25 protein-coding genes are annotated in these 24,897 nt (G+C 67.9%); 6 read left to right on the forward strand and 19 right to left on the reverse strand.

What is annotated here, in order from left to right:
- Positions 1–80 precede the first annotated feature (80 nt).
- The 9 genes from G578_RS0114475 to ccsA all read right to left on the reverse strand — a co-directional run bounded on the left by G578_RS0114475 (position 81) and on the right by ccsA (position 11,477).
- Positions 81–734 carry an HAD family hydrolase gene (locus G578_RS0114475; RefSeq protein WP_028794841.1) on the reverse strand — a complete coding sequence of 218 codons (654 nt, stop codon included), beginning with the start codon at positions 732–734 and terminating at the stop codon, positions 81–83.
- Positions 731–1,594 carry a D-amino-acid transaminase gene (gene dat / locus G578_RS0114480; RefSeq protein WP_028794842.1) on the reverse strand — a complete coding sequence of 288 codons (864 nt, stop codon included), beginning with the start codon at positions 1,592–1,594 and terminating at the stop codon, positions 731–733. Before dat ends, G578_RS0114475 begins: the two co-directional genes overlap by 4 nt.
- A 151-nt stretch (positions 1,595–1,745) precedes the next feature.
- Positions 1,746–3,122, reverse strand: a complete 1,377-nt coding sequence (trkA, locus tag G578_RS0114485; RefSeq protein WP_028794843.1) for a Trk system potassium transporter TrkA — start codon at positions 3,120–3,122, stop codon at positions 1,746–1,748.
- Positions 3,123–3,146: 24 nt separating this feature from the next.
- The gene (ntrX, locus tag G578_RS0114490) at positions 3,147–4,544 is read right to left on the reverse strand and encodes a nitrogen assimilation response regulator NtrX (protein WP_028794844.1); all 1,398 of its coding nucleotides are present in this window, start codon (positions 4,542–4,544) and stop codon (positions 3,147–3,149) included.
- A complete protein-coding gene (locus tag G578_RS0114495) occupies positions 4,534–6,825 on the reverse strand; it encodes a sensor histidine kinase NtrY-like (protein ID WP_084618899.1) in 2,292 nt (763 codons plus the stop codon). The genes ntrX and G578_RS0114495 overlap by 11 nt, the downstream gene beginning before the upstream one ends.
- 55 nt (positions 6,826–6,880) lie before the next feature.
- The gene (gene ntrC / locus G578_RS0114500) at positions 6,881–8,362 is read right to left on the reverse strand and encodes a nitrogen regulation protein NR(I) (protein ID WP_028794846.1); all 1,482 of its coding nucleotides are present in this window, start codon (positions 8,360–8,362) and stop codon (positions 6,881–6,883) included.
- Positions 8,359–9,540: a two-component system sensor histidine kinase NtrB gene (locus G578_RS26455; RefSeq protein ID WP_051244809.1), complete on the reverse strand. Its 1,182-nt coding sequence runs from the start codon at positions 9,538–9,540 to the stop codon at positions 8,359–8,361. Before G578_RS26455 ends, ntrC begins: the two co-directional genes overlap by 4 nt.
- Positions 9,537–10,553, reverse strand: a complete 1,017-nt coding sequence (gene dusB, locus G578_RS26460; protein WP_051244810.1) for a tRNA dihydrouridine synthase DusB — start codon at positions 10,551–10,553, stop codon at positions 9,537–9,539. The genes G578_RS26455 and dusB overlap by 4 nt, the downstream gene beginning before the upstream one ends.
- Positions 10,554–10,670: 117 nt before the next feature.
- Positions 10,671–11,477: a cytochrome c biogenesis protein CcsA gene (gene ccsA, locus G578_RS0114515; protein WP_028794847.1), complete on the reverse strand. Its 807-nt coding sequence runs from the start codon at positions 11,475–11,477 to the stop codon at positions 10,671–10,673.
- An 87-nt stretch (positions 11,478–11,564) separates the two neighbouring features.
- On the opposite strand from ccsA, the gene G578_RS26465 reads away from it, so the two are divergent.
- The 3 genes from G578_RS26465 to G578_RS0114530 are packed head-to-tail and all read left to right on the forward strand — an operon-like array spanning position 11,565 to position 13,776.
- Positions 11,565–12,776: a bifunctional 2-C-methyl-D-erythritol 4-phosphate cytidylyltransferase/2-C-methyl-D-erythritol 2,4-cyclodiphosphate synthase gene (locus tag G578_RS26465; RefSeq protein WP_051244812.1), complete on the forward strand. Its 1,212-nt coding sequence runs from the start codon at positions 11,565–11,567 to the stop codon at positions 12,774–12,776.
- Positions 12,773–13,270 carry a phosphatidylglycerophosphatase A family protein gene (locus G578_RS0114525; protein ID WP_028794848.1) on the forward strand — a complete coding sequence of 166 codons (498 nt, stop codon included), beginning with the start codon at positions 12,773–12,775 and terminating at the stop codon, positions 13,268–13,270. Before G578_RS26465 ends, G578_RS0114525 begins: the two co-directional genes overlap by 4 nt.
- Positions 13,271–13,290: 20 nt before the next feature.
- Positions 13,291–13,776: a CinA family protein gene (locus tag G578_RS0114530; RefSeq protein WP_028794849.1), complete on the forward strand. Its 486-nt coding sequence runs from the start codon at positions 13,291–13,293 to the stop codon at positions 13,774–13,776.
- Between the two features lie 196 nt (positions 13,777–13,972).
- On the opposite strand, the gene G578_RS0114535 is transcribed toward G578_RS0114530, so the two are convergent.
- From G578_RS0114535 to pdhA, 7 genes are all read right to left on the reverse strand, one after another.
- Positions 13,973–14,407 (reverse strand): type II toxin-antitoxin system RatA family toxin, encoded by a 435-nt coding sequence (locus tag G578_RS0114535; protein ID WP_028794850.1) that lies wholly within the window; start codon positions 14,405–14,407, stop codon positions 13,973–13,975.
- Between the two features lie 19 nt (positions 14,408–14,426).
- Complete coding sequence (gene lipA, locus G578_RS26470) at positions 14,427–15,455, reverse strand: lipoyl synthase (protein ID WP_084618900.1); 1,029 nt, start codon at positions 15,453–15,455, stop codon at positions 14,427–14,429.
- A complete protein-coding gene (locus G578_RS29575) occupies positions 15,439–15,717 on the reverse strand; it encodes a hypothetical protein (RefSeq protein ID WP_156907333.1) in 279 nt (92 codons plus the stop codon). The genes lipA and G578_RS29575 overlap by 17 nt, the downstream gene beginning before the upstream one ends.
- A 3-nt stretch (positions 15,718–15,720) precedes the next feature.
- Complete coding sequence (lpdA, locus tag G578_RS0114545) at positions 15,721–17,133, reverse strand: dihydrolipoyl dehydrogenase (protein ID WP_028794851.1); 1,413 nt, start codon at positions 17,131–17,133, stop codon at positions 15,721–15,723.
- A gap of 13 nt (positions 17,134–17,146) precedes the next feature.
- Positions 17,147–18,469: a pyruvate dehydrogenase complex dihydrolipoamide acetyltransferase gene (locus tag G578_RS0114550; protein ID WP_028794852.1), complete on the reverse strand. Its 1,323-nt coding sequence runs from the start codon at positions 18,467–18,469 to the stop codon at positions 17,147–17,149.
- Positions 18,470–18,482: 13 nt separating this feature from the next.
- Positions 18,483–19,931 carry a pyruvate dehydrogenase complex E1 component subunit beta gene (locus tag G578_RS0114555; RefSeq protein ID WP_028794853.1) on the reverse strand — a complete coding sequence of 483 codons (1,449 nt, stop codon included), beginning with the start codon at positions 19,929–19,931 and terminating at the stop codon, positions 18,483–18,485.
- 90 nt (positions 19,932–20,021) lie between these two features.
- Positions 20,022–20,987: a pyruvate dehydrogenase (acetyl-transferring) E1 component subunit alpha gene (gene pdhA, locus G578_RS0114560; protein ID WP_051244813.1), complete on the reverse strand. Its 966-nt coding sequence runs from the start codon at positions 20,985–20,987 to the stop codon at positions 20,022–20,024.
- Here pdhA and G578_RS30030 point away from each other — a divergent pair.
- On the forward strand, positions 20,977–21,135 hold the full coding sequence (locus tag G578_RS30030) for a hypothetical protein (protein WP_211228908.1): 159 nt from the start codon (positions 20,977–20,979) through the stop codon (positions 21,133–21,135). The genes pdhA and G578_RS30030 overlap by 11 nt on opposite strands.
- A 124-nt stretch (positions 21,136–21,259) precedes the next feature.
- On the opposite strand, the gene G578_RS26475 is transcribed toward G578_RS30030, so the two are convergent.
- The 3 genes from G578_RS26475 to eno all read right to left on the reverse strand — a co-directional run bounded on the left by G578_RS26475 (position 21,260) and on the right by eno (position 23,609).
- On the reverse strand, positions 21,260–21,613 hold the full coding sequence (locus G578_RS26475) for an FtsB family cell division protein (RefSeq protein ID WP_245565613.1): 354 nt from the start codon (positions 21,611–21,613) through the stop codon (positions 21,260–21,262).
- Between the two features lie 121 nt (positions 21,614–21,734).
- A complete protein-coding gene (locus G578_RS0114570) occupies positions 21,735–22,289 on the reverse strand; it encodes a hypothetical protein (protein ID WP_028794855.1) in 555 nt (184 codons plus the stop codon).
- 33 nt (positions 22,290–22,322) lie between these two features.
- Entirely contained in the window at positions 22,323–23,609 is a 1,287-nt protein-coding gene (gene eno, locus G578_RS0114575; protein WP_028794856.1) for a phosphopyruvate hydratase, read from the reverse strand.
- Positions 23,610–23,836: 227 nt separating this feature from the next.
- Here eno and G578_RS0114580 point away from each other — a divergent pair, with 227 nt between their 5' ends.
- Together G578_RS0114580 and G578_RS0114585 are read left to right on the forward strand one after the other, a co-directional pair.
- Positions 23,837–24,262 (forward strand): hypothetical protein, encoded by a 426-nt coding sequence (locus tag G578_RS0114580; RefSeq protein WP_028794857.1) that lies wholly within the window; start codon positions 23,837–23,839, stop codon positions 24,260–24,262.
- Between the two features lie 135 nt (positions 24,263–24,397).
- Entirely contained in the window at positions 24,398–24,886 is a 489-nt protein-coding gene (locus G578_RS0114585; RefSeq protein WP_051244815.1) for a cupin domain-containing protein, read from the forward strand.
- The last annotated feature ends 11 nt before the right edge of the window (positions 24,887–24,897 follow it).

Genomic DNA, 24,897 nt, shown 5'->3' on the forward strand with positions numbered 1-24,897 from the left:
CTCGTCCGCGCGGGCGGTGGCACCACCTCTTTCGCAGATGCGAGATCAGTTGCAAAGATATACCGTGAAATCGTTGCGACTCAACCGCGTAGCGCGCCAAGAAGCCCATAACAGTCAAAAAGCTGCATTGCGGGCGGACAGTCGCTCAGATCCTCGGGGTGCGGAACCTCCGGATGCACCAGCACCGGCACGCATCCGGCGGCATGGGCGCTGGCGAGATCGACCGCGCTGTCGCCCACGAACCACACGCTGGGACCGGCCGCGACACCCGTGCCCTCCAACGCCATGTGAATCGGATCGGCCGCCGGCTTGTCCTTCGGCGCGTCGTGCGAGCCGAGGATCCGGTGGAAATACCTGTCCCAGCCGAGATGCGCGGTCTCCAGGCGCAGGTAGGTCCCCGACTTGTTGCTGACCACGCCCATGGGGATGCCCTCGGCGGCCAGGGCGTCGAGCAACTCGACCGCGCCGGGCAGCGGCCGCAGGGTCTCCAGATGGACCGAGGCGAAGCTCTCGTAGAACTTCTTCGACGCATCCTCCCAGCGCTCGCCGAACAGCTTGGGAAAGCTGTCGCGCATCGAGAGCTTGGCGTTGGCCCGCACCTGCACCTCGTCCCAGGGATCCAGGCCGTACTCGGTGAAGGTGGCGGACAGCGCGCGGGTGATGCCACCCCAGTTGTCCACCAGGGTGGAGTCCCAGTCGAACAGGACCGCGTCGGGACGCGGCAGTCGCTTCACGCGGTGGCCCCTTCGCCGGCGGCGTATTCCATGTAGCTGTCGCGCAGGCCGCGCGACAGGGTGCCGGCCTTGCCGTTGCCGATGACCACGTCGTCGATCTGGGTGACCGGGGTGACGAAGGCGGTCGCCGATGACGCGAAGGCCTCTCGCGCCTTCTTGGCCTCGTCCACCGAGAACGCCCGCTCGACGTATTTCAGGCCCTGGCGCTCGGCCAGCTTCAGGATCGACAGCCGGGTGATGCCGTTCAGGATGTCGTTGGTCGCCGGCCGGGTGACCAGCTCGCCGTCCTGGGTGACGATCCAGGCATTGCTCGACGTGCCCTCGGTGACGTTGCCATCCGCGTCCACCTGCCAGGCCTCGAAGGCGCCGTTTTCCCGCGCCTCCTGCTTACCCAGAATATTAGGAAGAAGCGATACGGACTTGATATCGCAGCGTTCCCAGCGGATATCCCGGATCGTGATGACCTTGACGCCGTTCTCCACCGTCTCCTGGCTCGGCATGCTGATCCGCTTGGCGGTCAGCACGATGCTCGGCTTGGCATTCTTCGGGAACGGATGGTCGCGCTTGGCGACGCCCCGGGTGACCTGCATGTAGACCAGCCCATTGCGGATCCGGTTCAGGCGCACCAGCTCGCGCATCACCGAGCGCAGGGCGCCGCGGCTCATGGGATGGGCGATGCGCAGCTCGTCCAGCGAGCGGTCCAGCCGGTCGAGATGCGGCATCTCGTCGACCATCACGCCGTTCTGCACGAGGACCACCTCGTAGACGCCGTCGGCAAACTGGTAGCCGCGGTCCTCGACATGGACCTCGGCATGGGAATGGGGAAGAAAACGGCCGTTCACATAGGCGATCCGGGACATGGGACCTCCGGCTGGGCAGAGATGGGAGACAGAGAAGGACTTAAGGGGTATCTAGAGCAAATCAAGATCGGATGGAAGCATCTGATCTTGTGAATTTGCTCTATCTTCAACCAATTAGAGCACGATCGGTTAAGATCGAAGCGCTTGTGCTCTAGAAGAAATCGAGACGGACGGCGAACAGTTTCTCGACTTTCTTCACCGCTTCATAGGTGGCGAAGACGACCACCCGGTCGCGGGCCTGCACCACGGTGTCGGCACGGGGCACGATGACCTCCTCGCCGCGCACGATGGCGCCGACGATGACGCCGTTGGGCAGCCTGGCGTCCTTCAGCGGATGGCCGACCAGCACCGAGGTCTCCAGCGCCTCGGCCTCGATCACCTCGCCGAAATCCTCGCGCAGGGAATACACACTGCGGATCCGGCCGCGGCGCACATGCTGAAGGATCGTGGAGACGGTGATCGCCCGTGGGTTCACCACGGCGTCGATGCCGAGCTGGGTGATCAGCGGCGCGTAGGTCGAGGCGTTGATCAGGGCGACGGTGCGCTTGCAGCCCGAGCGTTTGGCCAGCAGGGAGCTCAGGATGTTGACCTCGTCGTCGTTGGACACGGCGACGAAGGTCTCGGTCTGCGAGATGTTGGCCTCTTCCAGGATCTCCGGGTCGAGCACGTCGCCGTTCAGCACCATGGTGCGTTGCAGCGACTGGGCGACGGAGCGGGCGCGGGCGCGGTTGAACTCGATAACCTTGGCGTTCACGCCGTGATGCTCGCGCTCGATCTCCTCGGCCAGGGTCAGCCCGATATTGCCGCCGCCGGCGATGATGACGCTGCGCGCCTCCGGCTCCTCGTGGCCGAAGCTGGCGAGCGCCCGGGACAGGTGGCGGCTGTCGCAGACGAAATACACCTCGTCGCCGGGCAGCATCTGGTCCTCGGCCTTCGGCACGATCGCCCTGCCCTCGCGCAGGATGCCGACGATCACCACGGCCAGGTCGGTGAACAGCGAGGTGAGCTGGCGCAGCGGCGTGTGGATGATCGGCGTGGTCTCCTCGCAACGCACGCCGACCACGCGGACCTTGCCGTCGGCCATCGGCACCACGTCGAGCGCGCCCGGCACCTGCAGCCGGCGGCCGATGGCGCGGGCCACCTCGCGCTCCGGCGAGATGATCACGTCGATCGGCATGTGCTCGCGCGAGAACAGGTCGGCCCAGATCGGCAGCAGGTAGTCCTGGTTGCGCACCCGGGCGATCTTGGTCGGCACGTTGAAGATCGAATGGCCGACCTGGCAGGCGACCATGTTGACCTCGTCGCTGTAGGTCACCGCGATCAGCATGTCGGCGTCGCGCAGGCCCGCCTGCTCCAGCACGCTGGGATAGGAGGCGAAACCGGCGATGGCGCGCACGTCCAGGGTGTCGCTGAGCTTCTGGATCAGCTCCGGCGACTGGTCGATGACGGTGACGTCGTTGTTCTCGCCGGCGAGATGCCGGGCGATGCTGGTGCCGACCTGGCCGGCGCCGCAGATGACGACTTTCATCGGGCGATGACTTTCATGAGGGCGTCAGCCGGTCTGCCGGACCGGCTTTTCCGCCTGCTGCAGGCCGAGGGACTTGAGCTTACGGTGCAGAGCCGAGCGCTCCATGCCGACGAAGGAGGCGGTGCGCGAGATGTTGCCGCCGAAGCGATTGACCTGGGCCAGGAGATACTCCCGCTCGAAGGTCTCGCGCGCCTCGCGCAGGCTGAGGCCCATGATCTCGCTGCCCTTCTCCCAGCGCAGCGCCGCCGGGGTGGCCGAGCCGATCTCCGGGGGAAGCTGGTCGGCGCGGATCGGATCGCGGGCGCCGCCGCCGGCCATGATCAGCATCCAGTCGACCACGTTGCGCAGCTGGCGCACGTTGCCCGGCCACTCATAGGCCTGCAGGGCCGCCACCGCATCCTCGCCCAGGGGCCGCGCGATCATGCCGCTGGCCTCGGCCGACAGCGTGACGAAATGGCGGGCCAGCATAGGCACGTCCTCGCGCCGCTCGCGCAGGGGCGGCACGCGGATCGGCACGACGTTGAGCCGGTAGAACAGATCCTCGCGGAACCGCCCGGCGCTCATCTCCTGCTGCAGGTCGCGGTTGGTCGCGGCGATGACCCGCACGTCGACCTCGACCTCGGTGTCGCCGCCGACCCGGCGGAACGACTGTTCCTGAAGCACGCGCAGGATCTTGCCCTGGGTCTCCAGCGGCATGTCGGCCACCTCGTCCAGCAGCAGCGTGCCCTTATGGGCCAGCTCCAGGGTGCCGATGGTGCGCGGCTCGGCGCCGCCCGGCTCGGTGCCGAACAGCTCGGTCTCCAGCCGGTCGGGGGTGAGCGTGGCGCAGTTCAGCACGACGAACGTGCCGGTGGCGCGGCGAGAGCGCTCGTGGATGCGCCGGGCGACGATCTCCTTGCCGACGCCGGCCGGGCCGGTGATCAGCACGCGGCTGCCGGTCGGCGCCACCTTCTCCACGGAGGCGCGCACGGTGTTGATGCCGGCGGAGATGCCCACCAGGTCGCCGCCGGTGCCGGTGCGCTTCTTCAGGTCGTCGTTCTCGCGCCGCAGCCGGGCCGCCTCGATCGCGCGCTGCACCATGAACAGCAGCCGGTCGGCCTTGAACGGCTTCTCGATGAAGTCGTAGGCGCCCTTCTTGATCGCGGTGACGGCGGTCTCGATGGTGCCGTGGCCGCTGATCATGATCACGGGCAGGCCGGGATGGTCGCGCTGGATGGCGCTGAGGATGCCGAGCCCGTCGAGTTCGCTGTTCTGCAGCCAGATATCCAGGATCACCAGGGACGGCATGCGCCGGCGGATGACGTCGAGCGCCTCGGTCGAATTCGCCGCCTGCCGGGACTCGTAACCCTCGTCCTCGAGGATATCGCCGATCAGCATCCGGATATCGGCTTCGTCGTCGACGATCAGGATATCATTGGCCATGGTATGCCAGAGCCGGGTTGGTTTCGTTGAGGACCGTAGGCGGCGTCGAGAATATCAGACTAACCGCTGCGCCGCCTTCCGGACGGTCCCGGAGTTCTATCGAACCGCCGTGATCTTCCATGATTTTCTTCACGATGGCCAGCCCGAGGCCGGTCCCTTTCTCGCGTGTGGTGACATACGGCTCGGTCAGCCGGTCGCGCTCAGTGTCAGGCAAACCGCGGCCGTTGTCTGCGACAGTTGCCACAATGGCATCACCTCGTGGCTCGATTGTGACCGTGATCGATCCCGGTGCCGCGCCCTCGCCTTCCGCCTGCTGTCGGCTCTCGATCGCATCCACCGCGTTCTGCAGCAGATTGGTCAGGGCCTGGCGGATCTGCCGCGAATCGCAGCGCAACGTCACAGGCTCGCCGCCGGTTTCCACGGTCAGCGACACCCCCGGCCTGGCGCCGCGCTGCAGATCAGCCGCCGCGCTCACCAGGTCGCGCAGGTCCTCGTCGCGCATCACCGGCGTCGGCATCCGCGCGAAGGACGAGAACTCGTCGACCATGCGGCCGATATCCCCGACCTGACGCACGATGGTGTCGATCATCCGCGCGAAGGTCTCCGGGTCGGACTCGATCTCCTTCAGGTATTTCCGGCGCAACCGTTCGGCCGACAGCTGGATCGGGGTCAGCGGGTTCTTGATCTCATGGGCGATCCGCCGGGCCACATCGGCCCAGGCCGCCTTGCGCTGGGCGGAGAGCAGCTCGGTGACGTCGTCGAAGGTCAGCACGTAGCCGGAGATCACCCCGTCGGAAATCTCCGCCGTCAGCCGGGCGTGGAAGGTCCGGTGATCGCCGTTGTCCAGGGTCATGGCGATCTGGTCGGTCGCCTCGCGCCAGGGGCGCTGCGCCACCTCGGCCATCAGCGGATCGAATTCCGGCAGGGTCTCGGCGAAGGTGCTGCCGAGCTGCTGCTCCAGGTCGATCCCGAGAAGCCGGCTCGCCGCCCGGTTCGGCAGGTTGATCCGGCCGTCGTCGTCCAGACCGACCACGCCGGAGGATACCCCGCCCAGCACCGCCTCGGTGAAGCGGCGGCGCTCGTCGAGCTGGGTATTGGCGTCGACCAGTTCCTCGTGCTGGGACTCGAGCTGCGCCGTCATGCGGTTGAAGGCGCGGGTCAGGCTGGCGATCTCGTCCAGACCGACGCCGAGCGGCACCCGCACCGACAGGTCGCCGTGGCGCACCCGCTCGGCCCCGTCGATCAGCGAGCTGACCGGCCGGACCAGACGGTCGGCCAGCAGCAGCCCGACCCAGATCGCGGCCAGCAGGATCAGCAGCGCGACCAGGGCGAAGACGATGGCGAAGGTGAGCTGGAAGTCCTGGCGTCGGCCCTCCAGCGCCTCGTACTGGGAGACCGCCTGCTGGGTGTCCTCCACCCGGGCCAGCAGAGCAGGATCGACGAAGCGGCCGACGAACAGGAAGGTGTCGACGATCTGGTTGAGGGCGACCAGCGCGCGCATGCGGTCGTCGTCCTCCGAGGTGATGATGACCACCTCGCCGCGGCGCGCCCGTTCCAGCGCGCTTTCCGGCACCGGCTCGAAATCGAAGGCGAAGGACAGGCCGGTGCGGGCATAGACCCGGCCGGACCCGTCGAACACCACCGCCTCGGTCAGGTTGCGGACCGCCGCCTGGGCGGTGATGACCTGCTCGAAGCGGCGGCTGTCGGACAGCAGGAACGGCGCCTCGCGGTTCAGGTCGTTGGCCATGGCCAGCACGTCGCCGCGGATGGTCTGACGGTGCTCCTCCAGATAGGCCTCGGCCACCGCCGCCGACTGGGTGACCGCCGTCGAGACCCGCTCGCTGAACCAGCCGCGCACCCCGAGATCGAAGAACACGGCGGAGAACACCGAGACGATCAGCGTCGGGGTCACCGCGATCAGGGCGAACAGCACGGCCAGGCGCAGGTGCAGCCGGGCACCGGCCAGCCCGCGGCGCCGCTCGATCCAGATGCGGATGAGCTGGCGCACCACCAGCGCGCCGAGGCCGAGCAGGAAGGCGATGTTGAAATAGACGCAGAGCAGGACGACGTCGGGGGCCGGCCCCTCGGTGCCGGAGCGGGTGATCACGATCGCCGTCGCGGCGCCCGACAGGATCGCCAGCAGGCTGAACAGGACCGCGAGCTTGCGTTCCAGCGCGACGCGCCGGGCCCAGCGCCGGAAGGCGAGCCACGGGGTCAGGCGCGGCGGTTCCGGCTGTCCCTCGGTGAACGGGGCCTCGGTGAACGGGGATGTGTCGGTCATTGTGCCGTCGCGGTGGTCTCACCGATCGTCGCGGGCCGGCACGGGCCGGTAGCGATCAGGGCTCGGATCGTACGCTCCGGATCACCGGAATGTCCAACTCCCGGATCTTCTTGCGCAGGGTGTTGCGGTTCAGCCCGAGCAGCTCGGCGGCGCGAATCTGATTGCCCCGCGTCGCCCTCAGGCTCAGCGAGATCAGCGGCCGCTCCACCTCGCGCAGCACCCGCTCGTGCAGGCCGGAGGCGGGAAGCTCGTCCTTGTGGGCGTTGAAATAGGCCGACAGATGCCGTTCCACCGCGCTGGACAGGTTCTCGTCGTCGACCGCCGGGGCCACCCCGTCGCCGTCGACCATCGGCGGCTCGGCCAGCTCGGCATCGATCGCCTCGGCGCCGATGATCTCCTCGACATAGAGCGCGGCGAGGCGGCGGCAGAGGTTCTCCAGCTCGCGCACGTTGCCGGGCCAGGAATAGGCCTGCAGCCGGGTGATCGCGCCGGCGTCCAGGTGCTTGCTCGGCAGGCCCTCGGCCGGCATCTGCGCCAGGAAGTGGCGGGCCAGATCGGGCACGTCCTCGCGTCGTTCCCGCAAGGCAGGCAGGCGGATCGGCACCACGTTCAGGCGGTAGAACAGGTCCTCGCGGAACAGGCCTTGTCGGATCAGCTGACGCAGGTCGCGGTGGGTGGCGGCGACGATGCGGACATTGGCCTGGATCGGCGTGCGGCCGCCGACGGTGGTGTACTCGCCTTCCTGCAGCACGCGCAGCAGACGGGTCTGCGCCTCCAGCGGCATGTCGCCGATCTCGTCCAGGAACAGGGTGCCGCCCTGGGCTTGCTCGAACCGGCCGGTGGCGCGCACGGTGGCTCCGGTGAAGGCGCCCTTCTCGTGGCCGAACAGCTCCGACTCGATCAGTTCGCGCGGGATGGCGGCCATGTTGATGGCGACGAACGGCCCCTCGGCGCGCTTGCCGTAATCGTGCAGGGCGCGGGCGACCAGTTCCTTGCCGGTGCCGCTCTCGCCGGTGATCATCACCGTCAGATCGGTGCCCATGAGCCGGGCCAGGACCCGGTAGATCTCCTGCATGGCCGGCGAGCGGCCGATCAGCGGCAGGGTGTCCTCGTTACGCTCGGCGAGCTGGCGGACCTCGCCTTCCTGTTCCTTCACGCCGGGCGCCGGGGCGGCCAGCGCCTTGCCGACGGTCGCCACCAGTTCGTTCAGGTCGAACGGCTTGGGCAGGTATTCGAAGGCGCCGCGCTCGCTCGCCTTGACCGCCGTCAGCAGAGTGTTCTGGGCGCTCATCACGATGACCCGCAGGTCCGGACGGATCTTGCGGATGCGCGGCAGCAGGTCGAGGCCGTTATCGTCCGGCATCACCACGTCGGTGATCACCAGATCCCCCTCGCCGTCCTCGATCCAGCGCCACAATCCGGCGGCCGTGCCGGTGCTGCGCACGGAATGGCCGAGCCGGGTCAGGGCATGGCCGAGAACGGTCCGGATCGCGCGATCGTCGTCGGCGATCAGGATGGACGCCGCCCGCTGGCTCATATGCTGGTGCTCCCACCGCTGTCGGTTTCCGGGGCGGACGGCTGATCGCGCCGGCGGCGCACCCGGCGCGGCTTCGGCGTGTCGACGATCGGCAGGGTGAGACGCAGGATGGTCCGGCGCGGCACCGAATCCACCTCGATCACGCCGCCATGGTCGGCCACCGCCTTGGCGACGAAGGCCAGTCCCAGTCCGGATCCGTTGGTCTTCGTGGTCACGAAGGGTTCGAACAGGTTGGCCTGAAGCTCCTCGGGGATGCCGGGGCCGTTGTCCTGCACGGTGACCTGCAGCGGCAGATGCACCCGCTCGCGCGAGCCCGCGACGGCGACCCGCATGCCGTGGCGGTAGCTGGTGGTCAGCGTGATCTCGCCCCCCTCCTCCGGCACCGCCTCGCTGGCGTTCTTGATCAGGTTGAGAAAGACCTGGACCAACAGGTCGTGGTTGCCGAGCACCGCCGGAAGCGACGGGTCGTAGCGCTCGATGAAGGTCGCCTTGCGGCCGAAGCCGTTCTGGGCGATCCGGCGGCAGCGCTCCAGCACCTCGTGGATGTTGACGGCGGTGCGCTCGATCGGCCGTTCGTCGCTGAACACCTCCATGCGGTCGACCAGCGCGCAGATCCGGTCCGTCTCGTCGCAGATCAGGCGGGTCAGGATCTGCTCGTCCCCGTGCACCGACTGTTCGAGAAGCTGGGCGGCCCCGCGGATGCCGGAGAGCGGGTTCTTCACCTCATGGGCCAACATCGCCGCCATGGCGCTGACCGACCGCGCCGCCCCGCGATAGGAGAGCTGGCGGTGCATCTTCGACGCGATGGTGCGCTCCTGAAGATTGACCGCCACCGCACCCGGCACTTCCGGGATCGGCGCGATCTGCACGTTCACCACGATCTGCCCGATGCGCGGGGACTCGATCTCCAGGTCGTAGTCGCTGAGCCCCGACTGGGAGGCGCGGGACTGGGCGACCATGCCCAGCAGCGGGCTGTCCTGGGGCACCCAGTCGGTCAGGCTGCGGCCGGCCGCCGCCGCCACGCTGGAGGCGAGAAGGTTCTCCGCCGCGATGTTCAGCGACAGCACGCAATTGTCGCCGTCCAGCACGATCACCGCCCATGGAAGGGCGTTCAGGACCGTGTTGCCGTCCAGATAGGACGGGAGCTTGCCCGGCTCCAATGTGGCCACTGCCGTCATGCGGCGATCCTCCCCGCATTTTCATTGCCCGACTTCCCGTCGGAGCCGAAGTCGGCGAAGAACCGGTCGATCTCGGCGAAAACGACCGACGGCTCCGTGGTGTTGTTGACGCGCTGACGGAAGGCGGCCGAGCCGGCCAAGCCCTCGGTGTACCAGCCGATATGCTTGCGGGCGTTGCGGATGCCCGACTGCACGCCGTAATGGCTCAGCATCGCGTCCAGGTGTTCGGCCAGGATGTCGCGGCGTTCCCGGGCGTCCGGGTCGGGCCGCGGCGTCTCGCCGTTGAGCGCGGCGGCGACCTGTGCCGGCAGCCAGGGCCGGCCGTAGCAGCCGCGCCCGATCATCACCCCGTCGGCGCCGGACTCCGCCAGGCAGGCCCGGGCGGTCGCGATATCGACCACGTCGCCATTGGCGACCACGGGCAGCGACACGGTGTCGACCACCGCGCGGATACCGGACCAGTCGGCGGTGCCGGTGTACATCTGGCAGCGGGTGCGGCCATGCACGGTGATCAGCCGGATCCCGGAGGCCTCGGCGATGCGGGCCAGTTCCGGCGCGTTGCGGTTGTCGGCGTCCCAGCCCAGCCGCATCTTCAGCGTGACCGGCAGGTCGACGGCCCCCACCACCGCCTCCATGATCCGGCCCGCCAGCGCCTCGTCGCGCATCAGCGCCGAGCCGGCGTATCTGTTGACGACCTTCTTGGCCGGGCAGCCCATGTTGATGTCGATCGCATCGGCGCCGCGGTCGGCCATCATGCGCGCGGCCTCGGCCATCACCTCGGGCTCCCAGCCGGCGATCTGCACCACGGCGGGCGTATCCTCGGCGTCGATCTCCGCCTTGCGGGTCTCTTCCAGGACGTCGCGCAGCACCGCGTGGCTGGCGATCATCTCGGTGACCACCAGCGGCGCACCGAGACGACGCGCCAGACGGCGAAAGGGCCGGTCTGTCACACCGGACATCGGAGCGACCACGACGGGCGCCGACAGGGTATGGGATCCGATTTGAATGCACATTAAATAGGCATCCACCGATTGTGATCAATGTTTGGGCAAGATAGCCGGGAATCTATGTATCGCAAAGGGTCTATGCGTCCCGGCCCGGATCGATCCGCTCCGCGCCCCCGAAACGCGTCAGTTCCCGACCAGCGCGTGCACCGCTTTCACACCGGGATAGGCAAGGGTGAGAAGCAGATAGACCGCGAGAACGCCGCGCACCGCGCGCCGGCCCCGCAGACCCAGTCGGGCATGGGCGAACAGGATTCCCCCTACCACGGCGAAGGCGCCGAGCGACAGAACGGACTTGTGGTCGCCGCTCAGCCAGACATGACCCGCCGTCACGTTCAGGGCGATTCCCGACAGGATTCCGACACCCAGAACGATCTCGGCGGTGGTCAGCAGACGGAACACCAGCGCCTCGGCATCGGCGACCGCCGGCAGTCCGGCGCTCATGCCGCCGGAGCGTTTGGCCTTGAGCGCGCGCTCCTTGAGGACCACGCCGAGACCGGCCACCGCCGCCAGGGTCGCCAGCGCATAGGTCGCCAGCGACACCACGATATGCAGGATCACCCAGCCCTCGGGCATGCCGCCGACGCCGCCGACCGCCGGCGCGTCGAGCACGCTGGCCAGGGCGACCATGATCAGCAGATACGGGCCGAGCAGGCCGGCGAGCCGGGCCATGGTCCGCGACAGCGCGGAGACCGCCGCGAACAGGCCGACCGTCGCCGCTGCCGACACCCACAGGGCCGCCCCCAGGCCGCCGTCCCAATGGTCGCCGAACCGCACCAGGGTCCAGCCGACCACGCCGAGGGCGGCGACCGCCACCGCGATCCAGAACCGCCGGTCGCGGGCCGGCTGTGGCCGCGACGCCAGCAGCGCCATCGGCAGGATGGAAACCACCGCCGACAGATTGACCAACAATGAATTGCCCAGCAGAGACATGGGCCGTTGCCTACACTAAGATCCGCCCCCACTCCAGCGGCCACGATAGACCCTATTTTCTGCAATGACTTCCCGGATCGTCCACCCATGACCACCATTGCCCTGATCGTCGCCGCCGGTAAGGGCGAACGCGCCGGCGGCGGCGTGCCGAAACAGTACCGGCCGCTCGGCGGCCTGCCCGTTCTGCGCCGGGCCGTGCTGGCCTTCAGCCGGCATCCCCGGATCGACGCGGTACGGGTGATGATCGCCGAGGAGCATCGCGCCCTGTACGACGCGGCGGTGGCGGGTCTGGATCTCGGCGCGCCGGTGATCGGCGGGGCGGAACGCCAGGCCTCGGTGCTGAACGGGCTGGAGAGCCTGGCCGATGCAGCTCCGGAGATCGTGCTGATCCACGACGCCGCCCGGCCGCTGGTACCGGCCGGCGTGATCGACCGGGTGCTGGACGCGCTGGACGCGGCTCCCGCCGCCCTGCCCGTGCTGGCGGTGGCGGACACCCTGAAGCGCGGCGAGGGCGGGCTGGCCGCCGGCACCGTCAGCCGCGACGGTCTGTGGCGGGCGCAGACGCCCCAGGGCATGCGGTTCGACGCCGTGCTCGACGCCCATCGCCGGGCCGCGGCCGAGGGTGTGACCGTGACCGACGACGCGGCCCTGATGGAATGGGCCGGTCACCCGGTGACCCTGGTGGCCGGATCGGAGGATGCGATGAAGATCACCACGGCGCAGGACTTCGCGCTCGCCGACCGGCTGCTGGCCGGCGCCCTGGAGACACGGGTCGGCACGGGTTTCGACGTGCACCGGCTGGGCGCCAAGACGCCGGGCGGGGTCGACGGCGTGGCGCTCGGCGGCATCGTGATCCCGCACGACCAGGCGCTGCTCGGCCATTCCGACGCCGATGTCGGCCTGCACGCGATCACCGACGCCCTGCTCGGCGCGCTGAGCGACGGCGATATCGGCACCCATTTCCCGCCCAGCGACCCGCAATGGAAGGGGGCGGCCTCGGACCGGTTCCTGGCCGATGCCTGCCGCCGGGTGCGCGCCGCCGGCGGGCAGATCCGCCACCTGGACCTGACCGTGATCTGCGAGCGCCCCAAGGTCGGCCCGCACCGCGAGGCCATGCGCGCCCGGATCGCCGAGATCTGCGGCGTGCCGGTGGCCCGGGTCTCGGTGAAGGCGACCACGACCGAGCGGCTGGGCTTTCCCGGCCGCGGCGAGGGCATCGCCGCCCAGGCCGCCGCGACCATCGCCCTGCCCGCGCCTGATCTTACCGTGCCAGACCTTGCCGACCCGGAGGACCTGTGAGCGACCGCCCCGCCCCGGCGCGCCCGTCCCTCGCCTCCCCGGCGGTGCTGATCGCCACCGGGCTCGGCACCGGCTACCTGCCGAAGGCGCCGGGCACCTGGGGCTCGCTGCTGGCGGCCGTCCTGGCCTGGCCGATCGCCCAGGCCGGCGGCACCCCGGCGCTGCTGGTGGCGGCGGTGCTGGCGACCGGGGTCGGCACCTGGGCCACGGGCGTCTACATGGCGCGCACCGGCACGCACGATCCGGGTTCCGTGGTGATCGACGAGGTGGCCGGGCAGTGGCTGGCCCTGGCCCTGTGCCCGCTTCATCCGCTGTGGTGGGTCGTCGCCTTCGTCGCCTTCCGCGTGGCCGACATCACCAAGCCGTTTCCGGCGAACCGGATCGACCGCGACATGCGCAGCCCGTTCGGCGTGATGCTGGACGACCTGGTGGCCGGCGCCTATGCCGCCCTGGTGGTCTGGATCGCCGCCGCCTGGCTGTGGACGACACCTTGATCTTTGCCTCGGAGGTTCTGATGCTCCCCGCCCCGCTTCTCGCGCTTGCGACCGACGTTCTGGACCGGGCCAAGGCGCGCGGCGTGATGATCGCCACCGCCGAGTCCTGCACCGGCGGCCTGATCGCCGGATGCCTGACCGAGATCGCCGGGTCCTCGGCGGTGGTGGAACGCGGCTTCGTGACCTATTCCAACGAGGCCAAGACCGAGATGCTGGGGGTGGCGGCCGACACGATCGAGGCTGTGGGCGCGGTGTCGGAGGAGGTGGCGCGGGCGATGGCCGAGGGGGCTCTGGCAAGGTCCCGGGCGGGGCTGACCGTGGCGGTCACCGGTGTGGCCGGGCCGGGCGGCGGCTCGGCGGAGAAGCCGGTCGGTCTGGTGCATTTCGGCTGCGCGCTGGACGGGGGCGAGACGCTGCACCGCCGGGAAGTGTTCCCCGGCGACCGTTCCGCCGTGCGCGAAGCGACGGTGCGCACGGCACTGCAAATGCTGCTGGGGCGGTTGTAGGCGGACACGCGACAGCGGAGTCGGCTGGGTCCCGGCCGACCTCCGGGTCAGGCCCGGAGCTCGCCGGGATGACGATAAAATATAAATGAAATCATAAGATTAAATACACTCACCCCGTCATCCCGGACGCATCCCGGACTTGATCCGGGGGCGGGCCGGGACCCAGCCCGGGCGCTCGGGGCTTGTCCTGCGTCCCTTACCCGTACAGCGCCTTCGCCCGATCCTCGAAGGCCTGGACCATGCGGCGGACGGCCTCGTTGAAGAACAGGCCCATCACCCGCTGCAGCACCATGTTCTTGAACTCGAAATCCACGTAGAAATCGATCATGCAGCCGCCCTGCTCCTGCGGGACGAAGACCCAGTGGTTGTTCAGGTAGCGGAACGGACCGTCCGTATAGGTTACGTCGAGCCGGTGCTCCTCGGGGTGCAGCTCGACCCGCGAGGTGAAACGCTCGCGGATCAGCTTGTAGCCGATCATCAGGTCGGCGAAGAACACGCTGCCCTCGCGCTTCTTGATCCGCGCGCCGACGCACCACGGCAGAAACTCCGGGTAGGTCTCCACGTCGGCGACGAGCGCGTACATCTGGTCCGGGGAATACGGAACGATGCGCTTTTCGGCGTGTGTCGGCATTCAGCGGCGATCGGGTCGGTTAGTCGGCGGCGGGCGCGGCGGCGGCCGGCTCGATCGGCGCAGAGTTCGGCGCAGTACCGGGAGCGAGAACCGCGTCGGCCTCGCGCACCGGCTTGCCGGCCAGCCGCGCGTCGCGGGCGGCGCGCAGCCGGGCGAAATCGTCGCCGGCGAAATACGACGAGCGGGTCAGCGGCGAGGACGAGACCATGAGGAAGCCCTTGTTGAAGGCCCGGCTCTTGTAGGTGTCGAACTCCGCCGGCTCGACGAACCGGTCGACCGGATGGTGCTTCGGCGTCGGCTGCAGGTACTGGCCGATGGTCATGAAATCGACCTCGGCCGAGCGCAGGTCGTCCATCACCTGATGAACCTCCTCCGGCCCCTCGCCCAGGCCGACCATGATGCCGGACTTGGTGAAGATCGACGGGTCCATCTCCTTGACCTGGTGCAGCAGATGCAGCGAGCCGAAATAACGCGCGCCCGGCCGCACGGTGCCGTAGAGCCGCGGCACGGTCTCCAGGTTGTGGTTGAACACGTCCGGCTTCGCGCCCACGACGATGGCCAGCGCGTCCTGCTTGCGCCGGAAATCGGGGGTCAGCACCTCCACGGTGGTGCCCGGCGAGTGCTTGCGGATCTGCAGGATGGTCTCGGCGAAATGCCCGGCCCCGCCGTCGGACAGGTCGTCGCGGTCCACCGAGGTGATGACCACGTGGTTCAGACCGAGCTTGGCGACCGACTTGGCCACGTTCTCCGGCTCATGCGGATCGAGCTGGTCCGGGCGTCCGGTGGCGATGTTGCAGAAGGCGCAGGCCCGGGTGCAGACCGAGCCCAGGATCATCATGGTGGCGTGCTTCTTCGACCAGCACTCGCCGATATTCGGACAGGCCGCTTCCTCGCACACGGTGTGGAGGTTGTGGTCGCGCATGATCTTGCGCGTTTCCTGGTAGGTCGCCGAGGTCGGCGCCTTCACCCGGATCCAGGCCGGCTTGCGCTTCTGCACCGGATTGTCCGGCTTATGCGCCTTCTCGGGATGTCTAACGCGGAGTGACATCGACTAACCTTCCATGCCCTGGCCGAACCACCCGATAGCCCTCTGGAAGCAGGTTCTCAAGATCACCAGCCTTTTCGATGCAAGCTTTAACTTCAGCCAAACATCTATCTTGATCGCTCACGTCCTCTTTAAGACTTACGATCAGCACCTCTGGTTTCGTGCCGGTGGTGTCCAGACCGTAACCACCTTCAACAACACCAGCTTGACTAACGCCCTCGATTTGGTTCAGCGCGTCAGTGAGTTTCTTGATTGTATCAACCATCTTTTAGAAGTGGATGGCCCGGCCGTAGGCGTCAAGGACGGACTCGTGCATCATCTCGCTGAGGGTCGGGTGCGGGAAGATGGTGTGCATCAGCTCCGCCTCCGTGGTCTCCAGGGTCATGGCCACGCCATAGCCCTGGATCAGCTCGGTCACCTCGGCGCCGATCATGTGGGCGCCCAGGAATTCGCCGGTCTTGGCGTCGAAGATGGTCTTCACCATGCCCTCGGGCTCGCCGAGCGCGATCGCCTTGCCGTTGCCGATGAACGGGAACTTGCCGACCTTCAGCTCGTGGCCCTTTTCCTTGGCCTGCGCCTCGGTCATGCCGACGCTGGCGATCTGCGGGCGGCAGTAGGTGCAGCCAGGCACCAGGTTGGTGTTCAGCGGATGCAGGCCCTTCACCCCGGCGATCTTCTCCACGCAGAGCACGCCTTCGTGGCTGGCCTTGTGGGCGAGCCAGGGCGGGCCGGTCAGGTCGCCGATGGCGTAGACGCCCGGCTCGCCGGTCTCCATCCATTCGTTGGTCACCACGTGGGTCTTCTCGACCTTCACCTTGGTGCCGTCCAGGCCGATATCCTCCACGTTGCCGACGATGCCGACGGCGAGGATGACGCGGTCGACCTCCAGGGTCTCCTTCTTGCCCTTCACCTCGATCTCGGCCTTGGCCCCCTTGGCGGTGGCCTCCAGCTTGTGGACCTTCGCACCCGTGTGGATCTTCATGCCTTGCTTGGTGAACTGCTTCAGGGCGAAAGCGGAGATCTCCGCGTCCTCGGCCGGCAGGATCCGGTCCACCACCTCGACCACGGTCACTTCCGCGCCCATGTCGTGGTGGAAGCTGGCGAACTCCATGCCGATGGCGCCGGAGCCGATGACCAGCAGCTTCTTCGGCATGGTCTCAGGAACCATCGCTTCCTTGTAGGTCACGATGGTCTTGCCGTTCGGCTCCATGCCCGGGAGCGTGCGCGCACGGGCGCCGGTGGCCAGGATCACGTGCTTGGCGGTGTAGGTGCCGGCGGACTTGCCGTCCTTGGTCACCTCCAGCTTGCGCAGCTTGCCGTCGGTGCCGGCCAGCTTGCCCTGGCCGTCGATGACGGTGACCTTGTTCTTCTTCAGCAGGTGGCCGACGCCCGAGGAAAGCTGCTTCGCCACGTCGCGCGACCGCTTAACCACCTTCTTAAGATCGAACGATATGTCCTTGGCGGAAAAGCCATAGGCGTCGAGGTTGTGCAGGATATGCCCGATCTCGGAGGAGCGCAGCAGCGCCTTGGTCGGGATGCAACCCCAGTTCAGGCAGATGCCGCCGAGATGCTCGCGCTCGACCACCGCCGCCTTCATGCCGAGTTGGGCGGCGCGGATCGCGGCGACGTAGCCGCCGGGCCCGCCGCCCACCACGATGACGTCGAATTGGGTATCGGCCATAACGCGCCTCCCCTTACAGCAACATGGTGAGCGGATCTTCGATCAGCTTCTTGAACGCCGCCAGGAACTCGGCCCCGACCGCGCCGTCCACCACCCGGTGATCGACCGACAGGGTGCAGCTCATGACCGTGGCGACGGCCAGCGCGCCGTCCTTGACCACCGGACGCTGCTCGCCGGCACCGACCGCCAGGATCGCGCCCTGGGGCGGATTGATGACGGCGGCGAAGTCCTTGATGCCGAACATGCCCAGGTTGGAGATCGAGAAGGTGCCGCCCTGGTAGTCTTCCGGCGACAGCTTGCCTTCCCGTGCCCGGCCGGCGAGGTCCTTCATCGCCGCCGAGATCTCCACCAGCCCCTTGGAGCCGGCATCGCGGATCACCGGGGTGATCAGACCGCCCTCGATCGCCACGGCGACGGAGATGTCGACCTGGTCGTAGATCCGGATCGCCTTCTCGGTCCAGGTGGCGTTGGCCGCCGGAACCTGCTTCAGCGCGATGGCCGAGGCGCGGATCACCAGATCGTTCACCGACAGCTTGTACTTGTCCGACTTGGCGTTCAGGTCCTTGCGGACCTTCAGCAGCTCGTCGATCTCGCAGTCGACGGTCAGGTAGAAATGCGGGGCGAACTGCTTGGATTCCGTCAGGCGCTTGGCGATGACCTTGCGCATGTTGGTGTTCGGAATCTCCTTGTAGCTCGGCAGGCCCGGCACGTCCGGCGACGGCGCCTGGGCGGCCGGAGCCGCAGCAGCCGGCGCCGCGGCGGGAGCCGCACCCTGGGACGCCGCCGCCTTCTTCGGCGCGCCGCCTTCCATCGCCTTCTCGATATCCGCCTTCACAATGCGGCCGTTCGGGCCGGAGCCGGAGACGTCGTTCAGATCGAGACCGGCCTGCTCGGCCATGCGCTTGGCCAGCGGGCTGGCGAAGACGCGCCCGCCGCTGCCGCCGCTCTTGGACGGGGCCGGCGCGGGCTTCTCCTGTTGAGCCGGCTTCGGCTCGGGCTTGGCCTCCCGCTTCGGCTCCTCCTTGGGAGCCTCTTCCTTCTTCGGGGCGGGCGCAGCCTCGCCGCCATCGGCGGGGATGTCGTCGGCGCTCTCGCCCTCTTCCAGCAGATAGGCGATCACCGCGTTCACGGCCACACCCTCGGTGCCGTCGGAAACCACGATCTTGCCGATCGTGCCCTCGTCGACGGCTTCCACTTCCATGGTCGCCTTGTCGGTCTCGATCTCGGCGATCACGTCGCCCGGAGAGACGGTGTCGCCCTCCTTGACCATCCACTTGGCGAGATTGCCCTCGGTCATGGTCGGCGACAGGGCCGGCATCAGAATGGGAGTAGGCATCGCTCGGTCCCCCTCAGGCGCGGTAGCAGGCGGCTTTGGCCGCGGCGACGATATTCTCCACCTGCGGCACAGCCAGCTTCTCGAGATTGGCGGCATAGGGCATCGGCACGTCGGCGCCGGCGACCCGGCCGACCGGGGCGTCCAGATGGTCGAAGGCGACCTCCATCACCTGGGAGGCGATCTCCGAGCCGATGCCGGAGAAGGCCCAGCCCTCTTCGGTGGTGACCAGACGGTTGGTCTTCTGCACCGAGGTGACGATGGTCTGGATGTCGAGCGGGCGGATGGTGCGCAGGTCGATGACCTCGGCCTCGATCCCCTCCTCCGCCAGCTTCTCGGCAGCCTCGAGCGCCTTGCCGACCATGATCGAGAAGGCGGTGATGGTCACGTCCTTGCCCGACCGCACGACCTTGGCCTTGCCGATCGGCAGCACGAAGTCCGGATCCGTCGGCACGTCGAAGGACTGGCCGTACAGAACCTCGTTCTCCAGGAAGATGACCGGGTTCGGATCGCGGATCGCCGCCTTCAGCAGGCCCTTGGCATCGGCCGCCGACCAGGGCGAGACGACCTTGAGGCCCGGGCAGTGGGCGTACCAGCTCGCATAGCACTGGGAGTGCTGGGCGGCGACGCGGGAGGCGGCGCCGTTCGGGCCGCGGAACACCAACGGACAGCCCATCTGGCCGCCGGACATGTACAGCGTCTTGGCGGCGGAGTTGATGATCTGGTCGATCGCCTGCATGGCGAAGTTGAAGGTCATGAACTCGACGATCGGCTTCAGGTTGCCGAAGGCGGCGCCGACGGCGAGGCCGGCGAAACCGTGCTCGGTGATCGGGGTGTCGATGACCCGGTCGGCGCCGAACTCGTCCAGCAGCCCCTGGGTGACCTTATAGGCGCCCTGGTACTCGGCGACCTCCTCGCCCATGAGGAAGACTTCCTCGTCCTTGCGCATCTCCTCGGCCATGGCGTCGCGCAGGGCCTCGCGCACGGTCTGGCGCGTGGTGTCCTTGAAGAACTTGGCCTCGTCGATGTCGTCGGGGAGCTGGGTCGCGGTCGCCAGCGGCGAGCCGGGATCGCCCGCGGGCGCGGAGACCGCGGCCGGACGCTTCGGCGCATCCGCCAGCTCCGACGATGCCTCGTCCTTCTCGTCGCCGTCGTCGGACTTGGTCTCGGCCTTCGGCGCCGGGGCGTCGCCGCCATCGGCGGGGATGTCGTCGGCGCTCTCGCCCTCTTCCAGCAGGTAGGCGATGACCGCGTTCACCTGAACGCCCTCGCTGCCCTCGGAGACGACGATCTTGCCGACGGTGCCCTCGTCGACGGCTTCCACCTCCATGGTCGCCTTGTCGGTCTCGATCTCGGCGATGACGTCGCCGGCGGAGACCGTGTCCCCTTCCTTCACCATCCATTTCGCGAGGTTTCCCTCGGTCATGGTCGGCGACAGGGCCGGCATCAGAATGGGAGTAGGCATTCGGTGTCCCCCCTCTCGGGTGCAGCGGTCATGTCGCCCCTCGGGGCCGGACCGCGCGTTCTGTTTCGCTCGCGACCTTGGCGGGCGCGCTCAGCGCGCCTCGATCAGCACGTCGGTCCAAAGTTCCTCGACGTCCGGCTCCGGGCTCTGCTGCGAGAAGTCGGCGGCGTCGGTGATCAGGTCCTTCACCTCGCGGTCGACATTCTTCAGCGTGTCCTCGTCCACGCCCTGCTCCAGCACCAGACGGCGCAGGGTGTCGATCGGGTCGTGCTCCTGGCGCATCTTGTTGACCTCCTCCTTTGACCGGTACTTGGCCGGATCGGACATGGAGTGGCCGCGATAGCGGTAGGTCTTCATTTCCAGGATGTACGGGCCCTTGCCCTCGCGGCAGTGCTTGACCGCCTTCTCGCCGGCGGCCTTGACCGCCAGGACGTCCATCCCGTCGACCTCTTCGCCGGGAATGCCGTAGGCGTGTCCGCGCTGCGCCAGGGACGGACCCGCCGCCGAGCGCTGCTGCGAGGTGCCCATGGCGTATTTGTTGTTCTCGATGATGAAGATCACCGGAAGCTTCCACAGCGCCGCCATGTTGAAGCTCTCGTAGACCTGACCCTGATTCACCGCCCCGTCGCCGAGATAGGTGAGCGAGACCCGGTCGGTCTTGCGGTAGCGGTGATTGAAGCCGAGGCCGGTGCCGATCGGCACCTGGGCGCCGACGATGCCGTGGCCGCCGAAGAAGTTCTTCTCACGGCTGAACATGTGCATCGAGCCGCCCTTGCCCTTGGAGTAGCCGCCGATGCGCCCGGTCAGCTCCGCCATCACGCCGCGGGCTTCCATGCCGCAGGCGAGCATGTGGCCGTGGTCGCGGTAGGAGGTGACGACCGTGTCGCCGTCCTCGATCGCCGCCTGCATGCCGACGACCACCGCCTCCTGGCCGATATAGAGGTGACAGAAGCCGCCGATCAGGCCCATGCCGTAGAGCTGGCCCGCCTTCTCCTCGAAGCGCCGGATCACCAGCATGTCGCGGTAGAAGCCGACGAGCTCGTCCTTGGACGGCATGGCCGGTTTCGCGGACGCGGATCTGGTGGTTCGGGACGTGCGTTTGGCGGCGGCGGGCTTCTTCGCGGCACCCGAGGAATTCGAGGCCGATTTCGTCGTGGCTGCACGGGCCATGGGTCTCCCCCTGTTCGTGGCCGGGGCGCGTTGAATCCACGCCAACTCGGTATCCACACAACTAAGGGAAAGGCGTTACATTTTCAAGATGCCTAACATCTTGTGTTGCAACGCAAAAACGTAACTTAACTTGATTTTGGTTAAGCCGTCGAAATCGCTCAGCGAACGGCCGCTTGGAGCACCAGACCGTCCTTCGGGACGAGGCCGTTGCCGATCACGACCGCGTTGGACGGAACATAGCCGAGCACCAGGCGGGCGCGCTCCTCGAGCATGTCGGTGTCCAGGTTGTTCGGATTCAGGCGCGCGACCTTGTTCTCCAGCGCCTCGCGTTCGGAGGCGACCTCCGCGAGCACGTCGCTGGCCTCGGCGATCTCGATATCGAGCCGCTGCCAGGCCCGCAGACCGCGATCGCCCTCGACCGCGTGATAGGCGAAATACGCCATCAACAGCGAGGCCATGAGAGGGCCGAGAACCTTGGGAACGCGTCGCTTCAGTTCAGCGGACAGGGACACCGAACCCTCCAATCTGCGAATACGACGCATTGAATCATGAAGGGGATTAACGGTCACCGTGAACAGAACGCGAATCGACGCCCGACCAAGGGCGAATCCGCGCCACTGTTGCAGAAATGACTCAGACTTTCGGGGCGCGCCGCTGGGCGTGCTTGCGTGCCCGTTCGCGCCAGGCGTTCAGCACATCGGCGATGATGATGGCGTCGCCGGAGCCGTCCTCGAAGACCAGACCGACCGGCAGGATCTGGGTCTTGCCGGTCAGGAAGCGGTTCATCGCGCGGCCGATCCCGGTGCCCCGGTCGGCGTCGAACACCACATAGGCCAGTTTCGCCCCGCGGGCGGTGCCCCGGCCGGAGACCGAGAATTCCGAGACCTCGTCCCAGCCATACCGGCGCACGGTCCACAGCTTGGCGACGGTCAGTCCGTCGCGGTCCAGATGCACCTGCAGCCGGTTCAGCACGTTCGTCGCCAGCAGGAACAGAGCGCCGGCGACGATGCCGATCCCCACCATCGCCGCCCCGGTCTCCAGCCGCGGTTCCTCGCCGGACATCAGCCCGAATCCCGAGGCGACCACCACGGCGCAGGCGAGCGGGAACACCCCGCGGCGCCATCCCGGCAGCGTCAGCGTGGCGCTGTCGCCCAGCCGGGACGGATGGGTGCGCGGCTTCTCGGCCACGGCGCGGTCCTTGCGGCCGGTCCCGACCGGCGCTCAGCCGGCCAGCGGCGCGAGCGACTGGCGGCCGGCGTAGCGGGCTGCCGGGCCGAGCGCCTGTTCGATGCGCAGGAGCTGGTTGTACTTGGCGATCCGGTCGGAGCGGGACAGCGAGCCGGTCTTGATCTGGCCGGCATTGGTGGCCACCGCGATATCGGCGATGGTGGTGTCCTCGGTCTCGCCCGAACGGTGCGAGATCACCGTGCCGAAGCGCGCGCCCTGGGCCGTGGTGATGGTCTCCAGGGTCTCCGACAGGGTGCCGATCTGGTTGACCTTGACCAGGATGGCGTTGCCGCTCGCCTCGGCGATGCCGCGCTTCAGGCGCTTGGGGTTGGTGACGTACAGGTCGTCGCCGACGATCTGCACCGTCTTGCCGATCTCGGCGGTCAGCGCCTTGAAACCGTCCCAGTCGTCCTCGGCCAGGGCGTCCTCGATCGACACGATCGGGTAGCGCGCGCACAGATCGGCGTAGAGCTTGATCATGCCGTCGGTGTCGAGCGTCTTACCCTCGCCCGCCAGCTCGTACTTGCCGTCCTTGAAGAACTCGGTGGAGGCCGGATCGAGGGCGATCATGACGTCCTCGCCCGGGGTGTAGCCGGCCGCCTCGATCGACTTCATGATCGCGCCCAGCGCCTCGTCGGCGCCCTTGAAGCTCGGCGCGAAGCCGCCTTCGTCGCCCACATTGGTGTTGTGGCCGTCGGCCGCCAGCCGCTTCTTCAGCGCCTGGAACACCTCGGCCCCGCAGCGCAGCGCCTCGGCGAAGGTCGGCGCCGCCACCGGCATGATCATGAATTCCTGGAAGTCGATCGGGTTGTCCGCATGGGCGCCGCCGTTGATGATGTTCATCATCGGTGTCGGCAGCACATGGGCGTAGGCGCCGCCCAGATAGCGCCACAGCGGCTGCTCCATCTCCGACGCCGAAGCCTTGGCGACGGCCATGGACACGCCCAGCAGGGCGTTGGCGCCCAGCCGGCCCTTGTTCTCGGTGCCGTCCAGCTCGATCAGCGCCCGGTCGATCAGAAGCTGCTCGGAGGCCTCGCGGCCGGACAGGGTGTCGAAGATCTCGCCGTTCACCGCGTCGACGGCGGCGAGCACGCCCTTGCCGCCATAGCGCTTGGGATCGCCGTCGCGCTTCTCCACCGCCTCGTAGGCGCCGGTGGAGGCACCCGACGGGACGGCGGCGCGGCCGATGGCGCCCGTCTCCAGCGCCACATCAACCTCGACGGTCGGATTGCCTCGGCTGTCCAGGACTTCGCGGGCGGTGATGTCGATGATGGCGCTCATGTCTGTCCTCTACACAGGAAGGGTGGCGGTGGATGCGATCGGTGCGTCCAGTGGGCGCGCACTCAATAGCCTTGCTCCCGGCTGCATTCAACACGCCAAGTTCAACGGGACGTGACCGATCGGCCGGTTCCAGGTTGCGCGGCGGGTTTGTAATTCACCCGCAGAAGGACTAGATTAGCAGTGTTGCCCGACTGACAGATCGGGAAGCGACGAATAAGGAGCGCGACATGGCAATCGCCGGCGTCGACACACAGGGCGGTTCACAGCTTACCGCCCTACGGAATTTCCAGCAGCCGGACCGGACGGACGAAACCCGTACGCAGGAAGCACGCGAGGCGCGTTTCGGCGCCAACGACACGTCCGAGACCGAGGCGCGGCAGGACCGCTTCGGCACCGAGAGCAGCCCGCCACCGGGTCAGGGCCAGGGCCAGGGAACGAGCGTTCCGGGAACCTCCCTCGACAACCAGTCGCTGAGCGCGCTCATCCAGGCGACCCAGGAGCAGGACACCCAGTCGGCTCAGGCCGCCAGCCAGGACGAGGAGCGCCAGGAAGAGGCCAGTGCCGCCAACAGCACGAACTCGCTGGTGCCCGGCGCGAGCGAGCAGAGCGGCACCGGCTCCGGCGACGGACGGGGCGTTTCCTTCCTCGTCTGACCGCCTCCCTGAACGCAGGCACCGCGGCGGCCTTCGGGCCGCCGTTTTCATTTCCGCGCGGCCTTCGGGCCGCCGTTTTCATTTCGGCCGGTGCCTGTAGACTGCCCGGAACGCTGGTTGCGAGAGGGATGACCGATGGCCGATAGCCCCACCACGCCCTCCTACCCGGCCCTGTCGGTTCCAAGCGAGACCGGCAACGGCTATCCGGAGCCCTACGCCGAGCCCTCTTCCGGCCGCATCAAGCGCAAGCTGGGCAATCACGGCGGCATCACCAATTTCGGCGTGAACCACGTCACCCTGCCCGCAGGCTGCCAATCGTCACTGCGTCACTGGCACACACGGCAGGACGAGTTCGTCATGGTGCTGACCGGCGAGCTGGTGCTGCAGACCGACGCGGGCGAGAGAGCGCTCGGCCCCGGCGACTGCGCCGCCTTCCCCAAGGGCACGGGCGACGGTCACGCGCTGCAGAACCGTTCGGATGCCGAGGCCACCTATCTGGAGATCGGCGACCGCGCCGAGGGCGACGAGGTCGATTACTCCGACATCGACATGGCCGTCCGCTGGATCGACGGCGCGGAATACTTCGTGCGCCGCAGCGACGGCTCGGTGATCCAGAAGGCCTAGGGCGTGTACTC

Source organism: Thalassobaculum salexigens DSM 19539 (genome assembly GCF_000423805.1).
Classification (GTDB): domain Bacteria; phylum Pseudomonadota; class Alphaproteobacteria; order Thalassobaculales; family Thalassobaculaceae; genus Thalassobaculum; species Thalassobaculum litoreum.

Coding starts and splice junctions, on each gene's coding strand:
- dat (WP_028794842.1), bottom strand. CDS start 1,594: ATGTCCCGGATCGCCTATGTGAACGGCCGTTTTCTTCCCCATTCCCAT.
- trkA (WP_028794843.1), bottom strand. CDS start 3,122: ATGAAAGTCGTCATCTGCGGCGCCGGCCAGGTCGGCACCAGCATCGCC.
- ntrX (WP_028794844.1), bottom strand. CDS start 4,544: ATGGCCAATGATATCCTGATCGTCGACGACGAAGCCGATATCCGGATG.
- G578_RS0114495 (WP_084618899.1), bottom strand. CDS start 6,825: ATGACCGACACATCCCCGTTCACCGAGGCCCCGTTCACCGAGGGACAG.
- ntrC (WP_028794846.1), bottom strand. CDS start 8,362: ATGAGCCAGCGGGCGGCGTCCATCCTGATCGCCGACGACGATCGCGCG.
- G578_RS26455 (WP_051244809.1), bottom strand. CDS start 9,540: ATGACGGCAGTGGCCACATTGGAGCCGGGCAAGCTCCCGTCCTATCTG.
- dusB (WP_051244810.1), bottom strand. CDS start 10,553: ATGTGCATTCAAATCGGATCCCATACCCTGTCGGCGCCCGTCGTGGTC.
- ccsA (WP_028794847.1), bottom strand. CDS start 11,477: ATGTCTCTGCTGGGCAATTCATTGTTGGTCAATCTGTCGGCGGTGGTT.
- G578_RS26465 (WP_051244812.1), top strand. CDS start 11,565: ATGACCACCATTGCCCTGATCGTCGCCGCCGGTAAGGGCGAACGCGCC.
- G578_RS0114530 (WP_028794849.1), top strand. CDS start 13,291: ATGCTCCCCGCCCCGCTTCTCGCGCTTGCGACCGACGTTCTGGACCGG.
- G578_RS0114535 (WP_028794850.1), bottom strand. CDS start 14,407: ATGCCGACACACGCCGAAAAGCGCATCGTTCCGTATTCCCCGGACCAG.
- lipA (WP_084618900.1), bottom strand. CDS start 15,455: ATGTCACTCCGCGTTAGACATCCCGAGAAGGCGCATAAGCCGGACAAT.
- G578_RS29575 (WP_156907333.1), bottom strand. CDS start 15,717: ATGGTTGATACAATCAAGAAACTCACTGACGCGCTGAACCAAATCGAG.
- lpdA (WP_028794851.1), bottom strand. CDS start 17,133: ATGGCCGATACCCAATTCGACGTCATCGTGGTGGGCGGCGGGCCCGGC.
- G578_RS0114550 (WP_028794852.1), bottom strand. CDS start 18,469: ATGCCTACTCCCATTCTGATGCCGGCCCTGTCGCCGACCATGACCGAG.
- G578_RS0114555 (WP_028794853.1), bottom strand. CDS start 19,931: ATGCCTACTCCCATTCTGATGCCGGCCCTGTCGCCGACCATGACCGAG.
- pdhA (WP_051244813.1), bottom strand. CDS start 20,987: ATGCCGTCCAAGGACGAGCTCGTCGGCTTCTACCGCGACATGCTGGTG.
- eno (WP_028794856.1), bottom strand. CDS start 23,609: ATGAGCGCCATCATCGACATCACCGCCCGCGAAGTCCTGGACAGCCGA.
- G578_RS0114580 (WP_028794857.1), top strand. CDS start 23,837: ATGGCAATCGCCGGCGTCGACACACAGGGCGGTTCACAGCTTACCGCC.
- G578_RS0114585 (WP_051244815.1), top strand. CDS start 24,398: ATGGCCGATAGCCCCACCACGCCCTCCTACCCGGCCCTGTCGGTTCCA.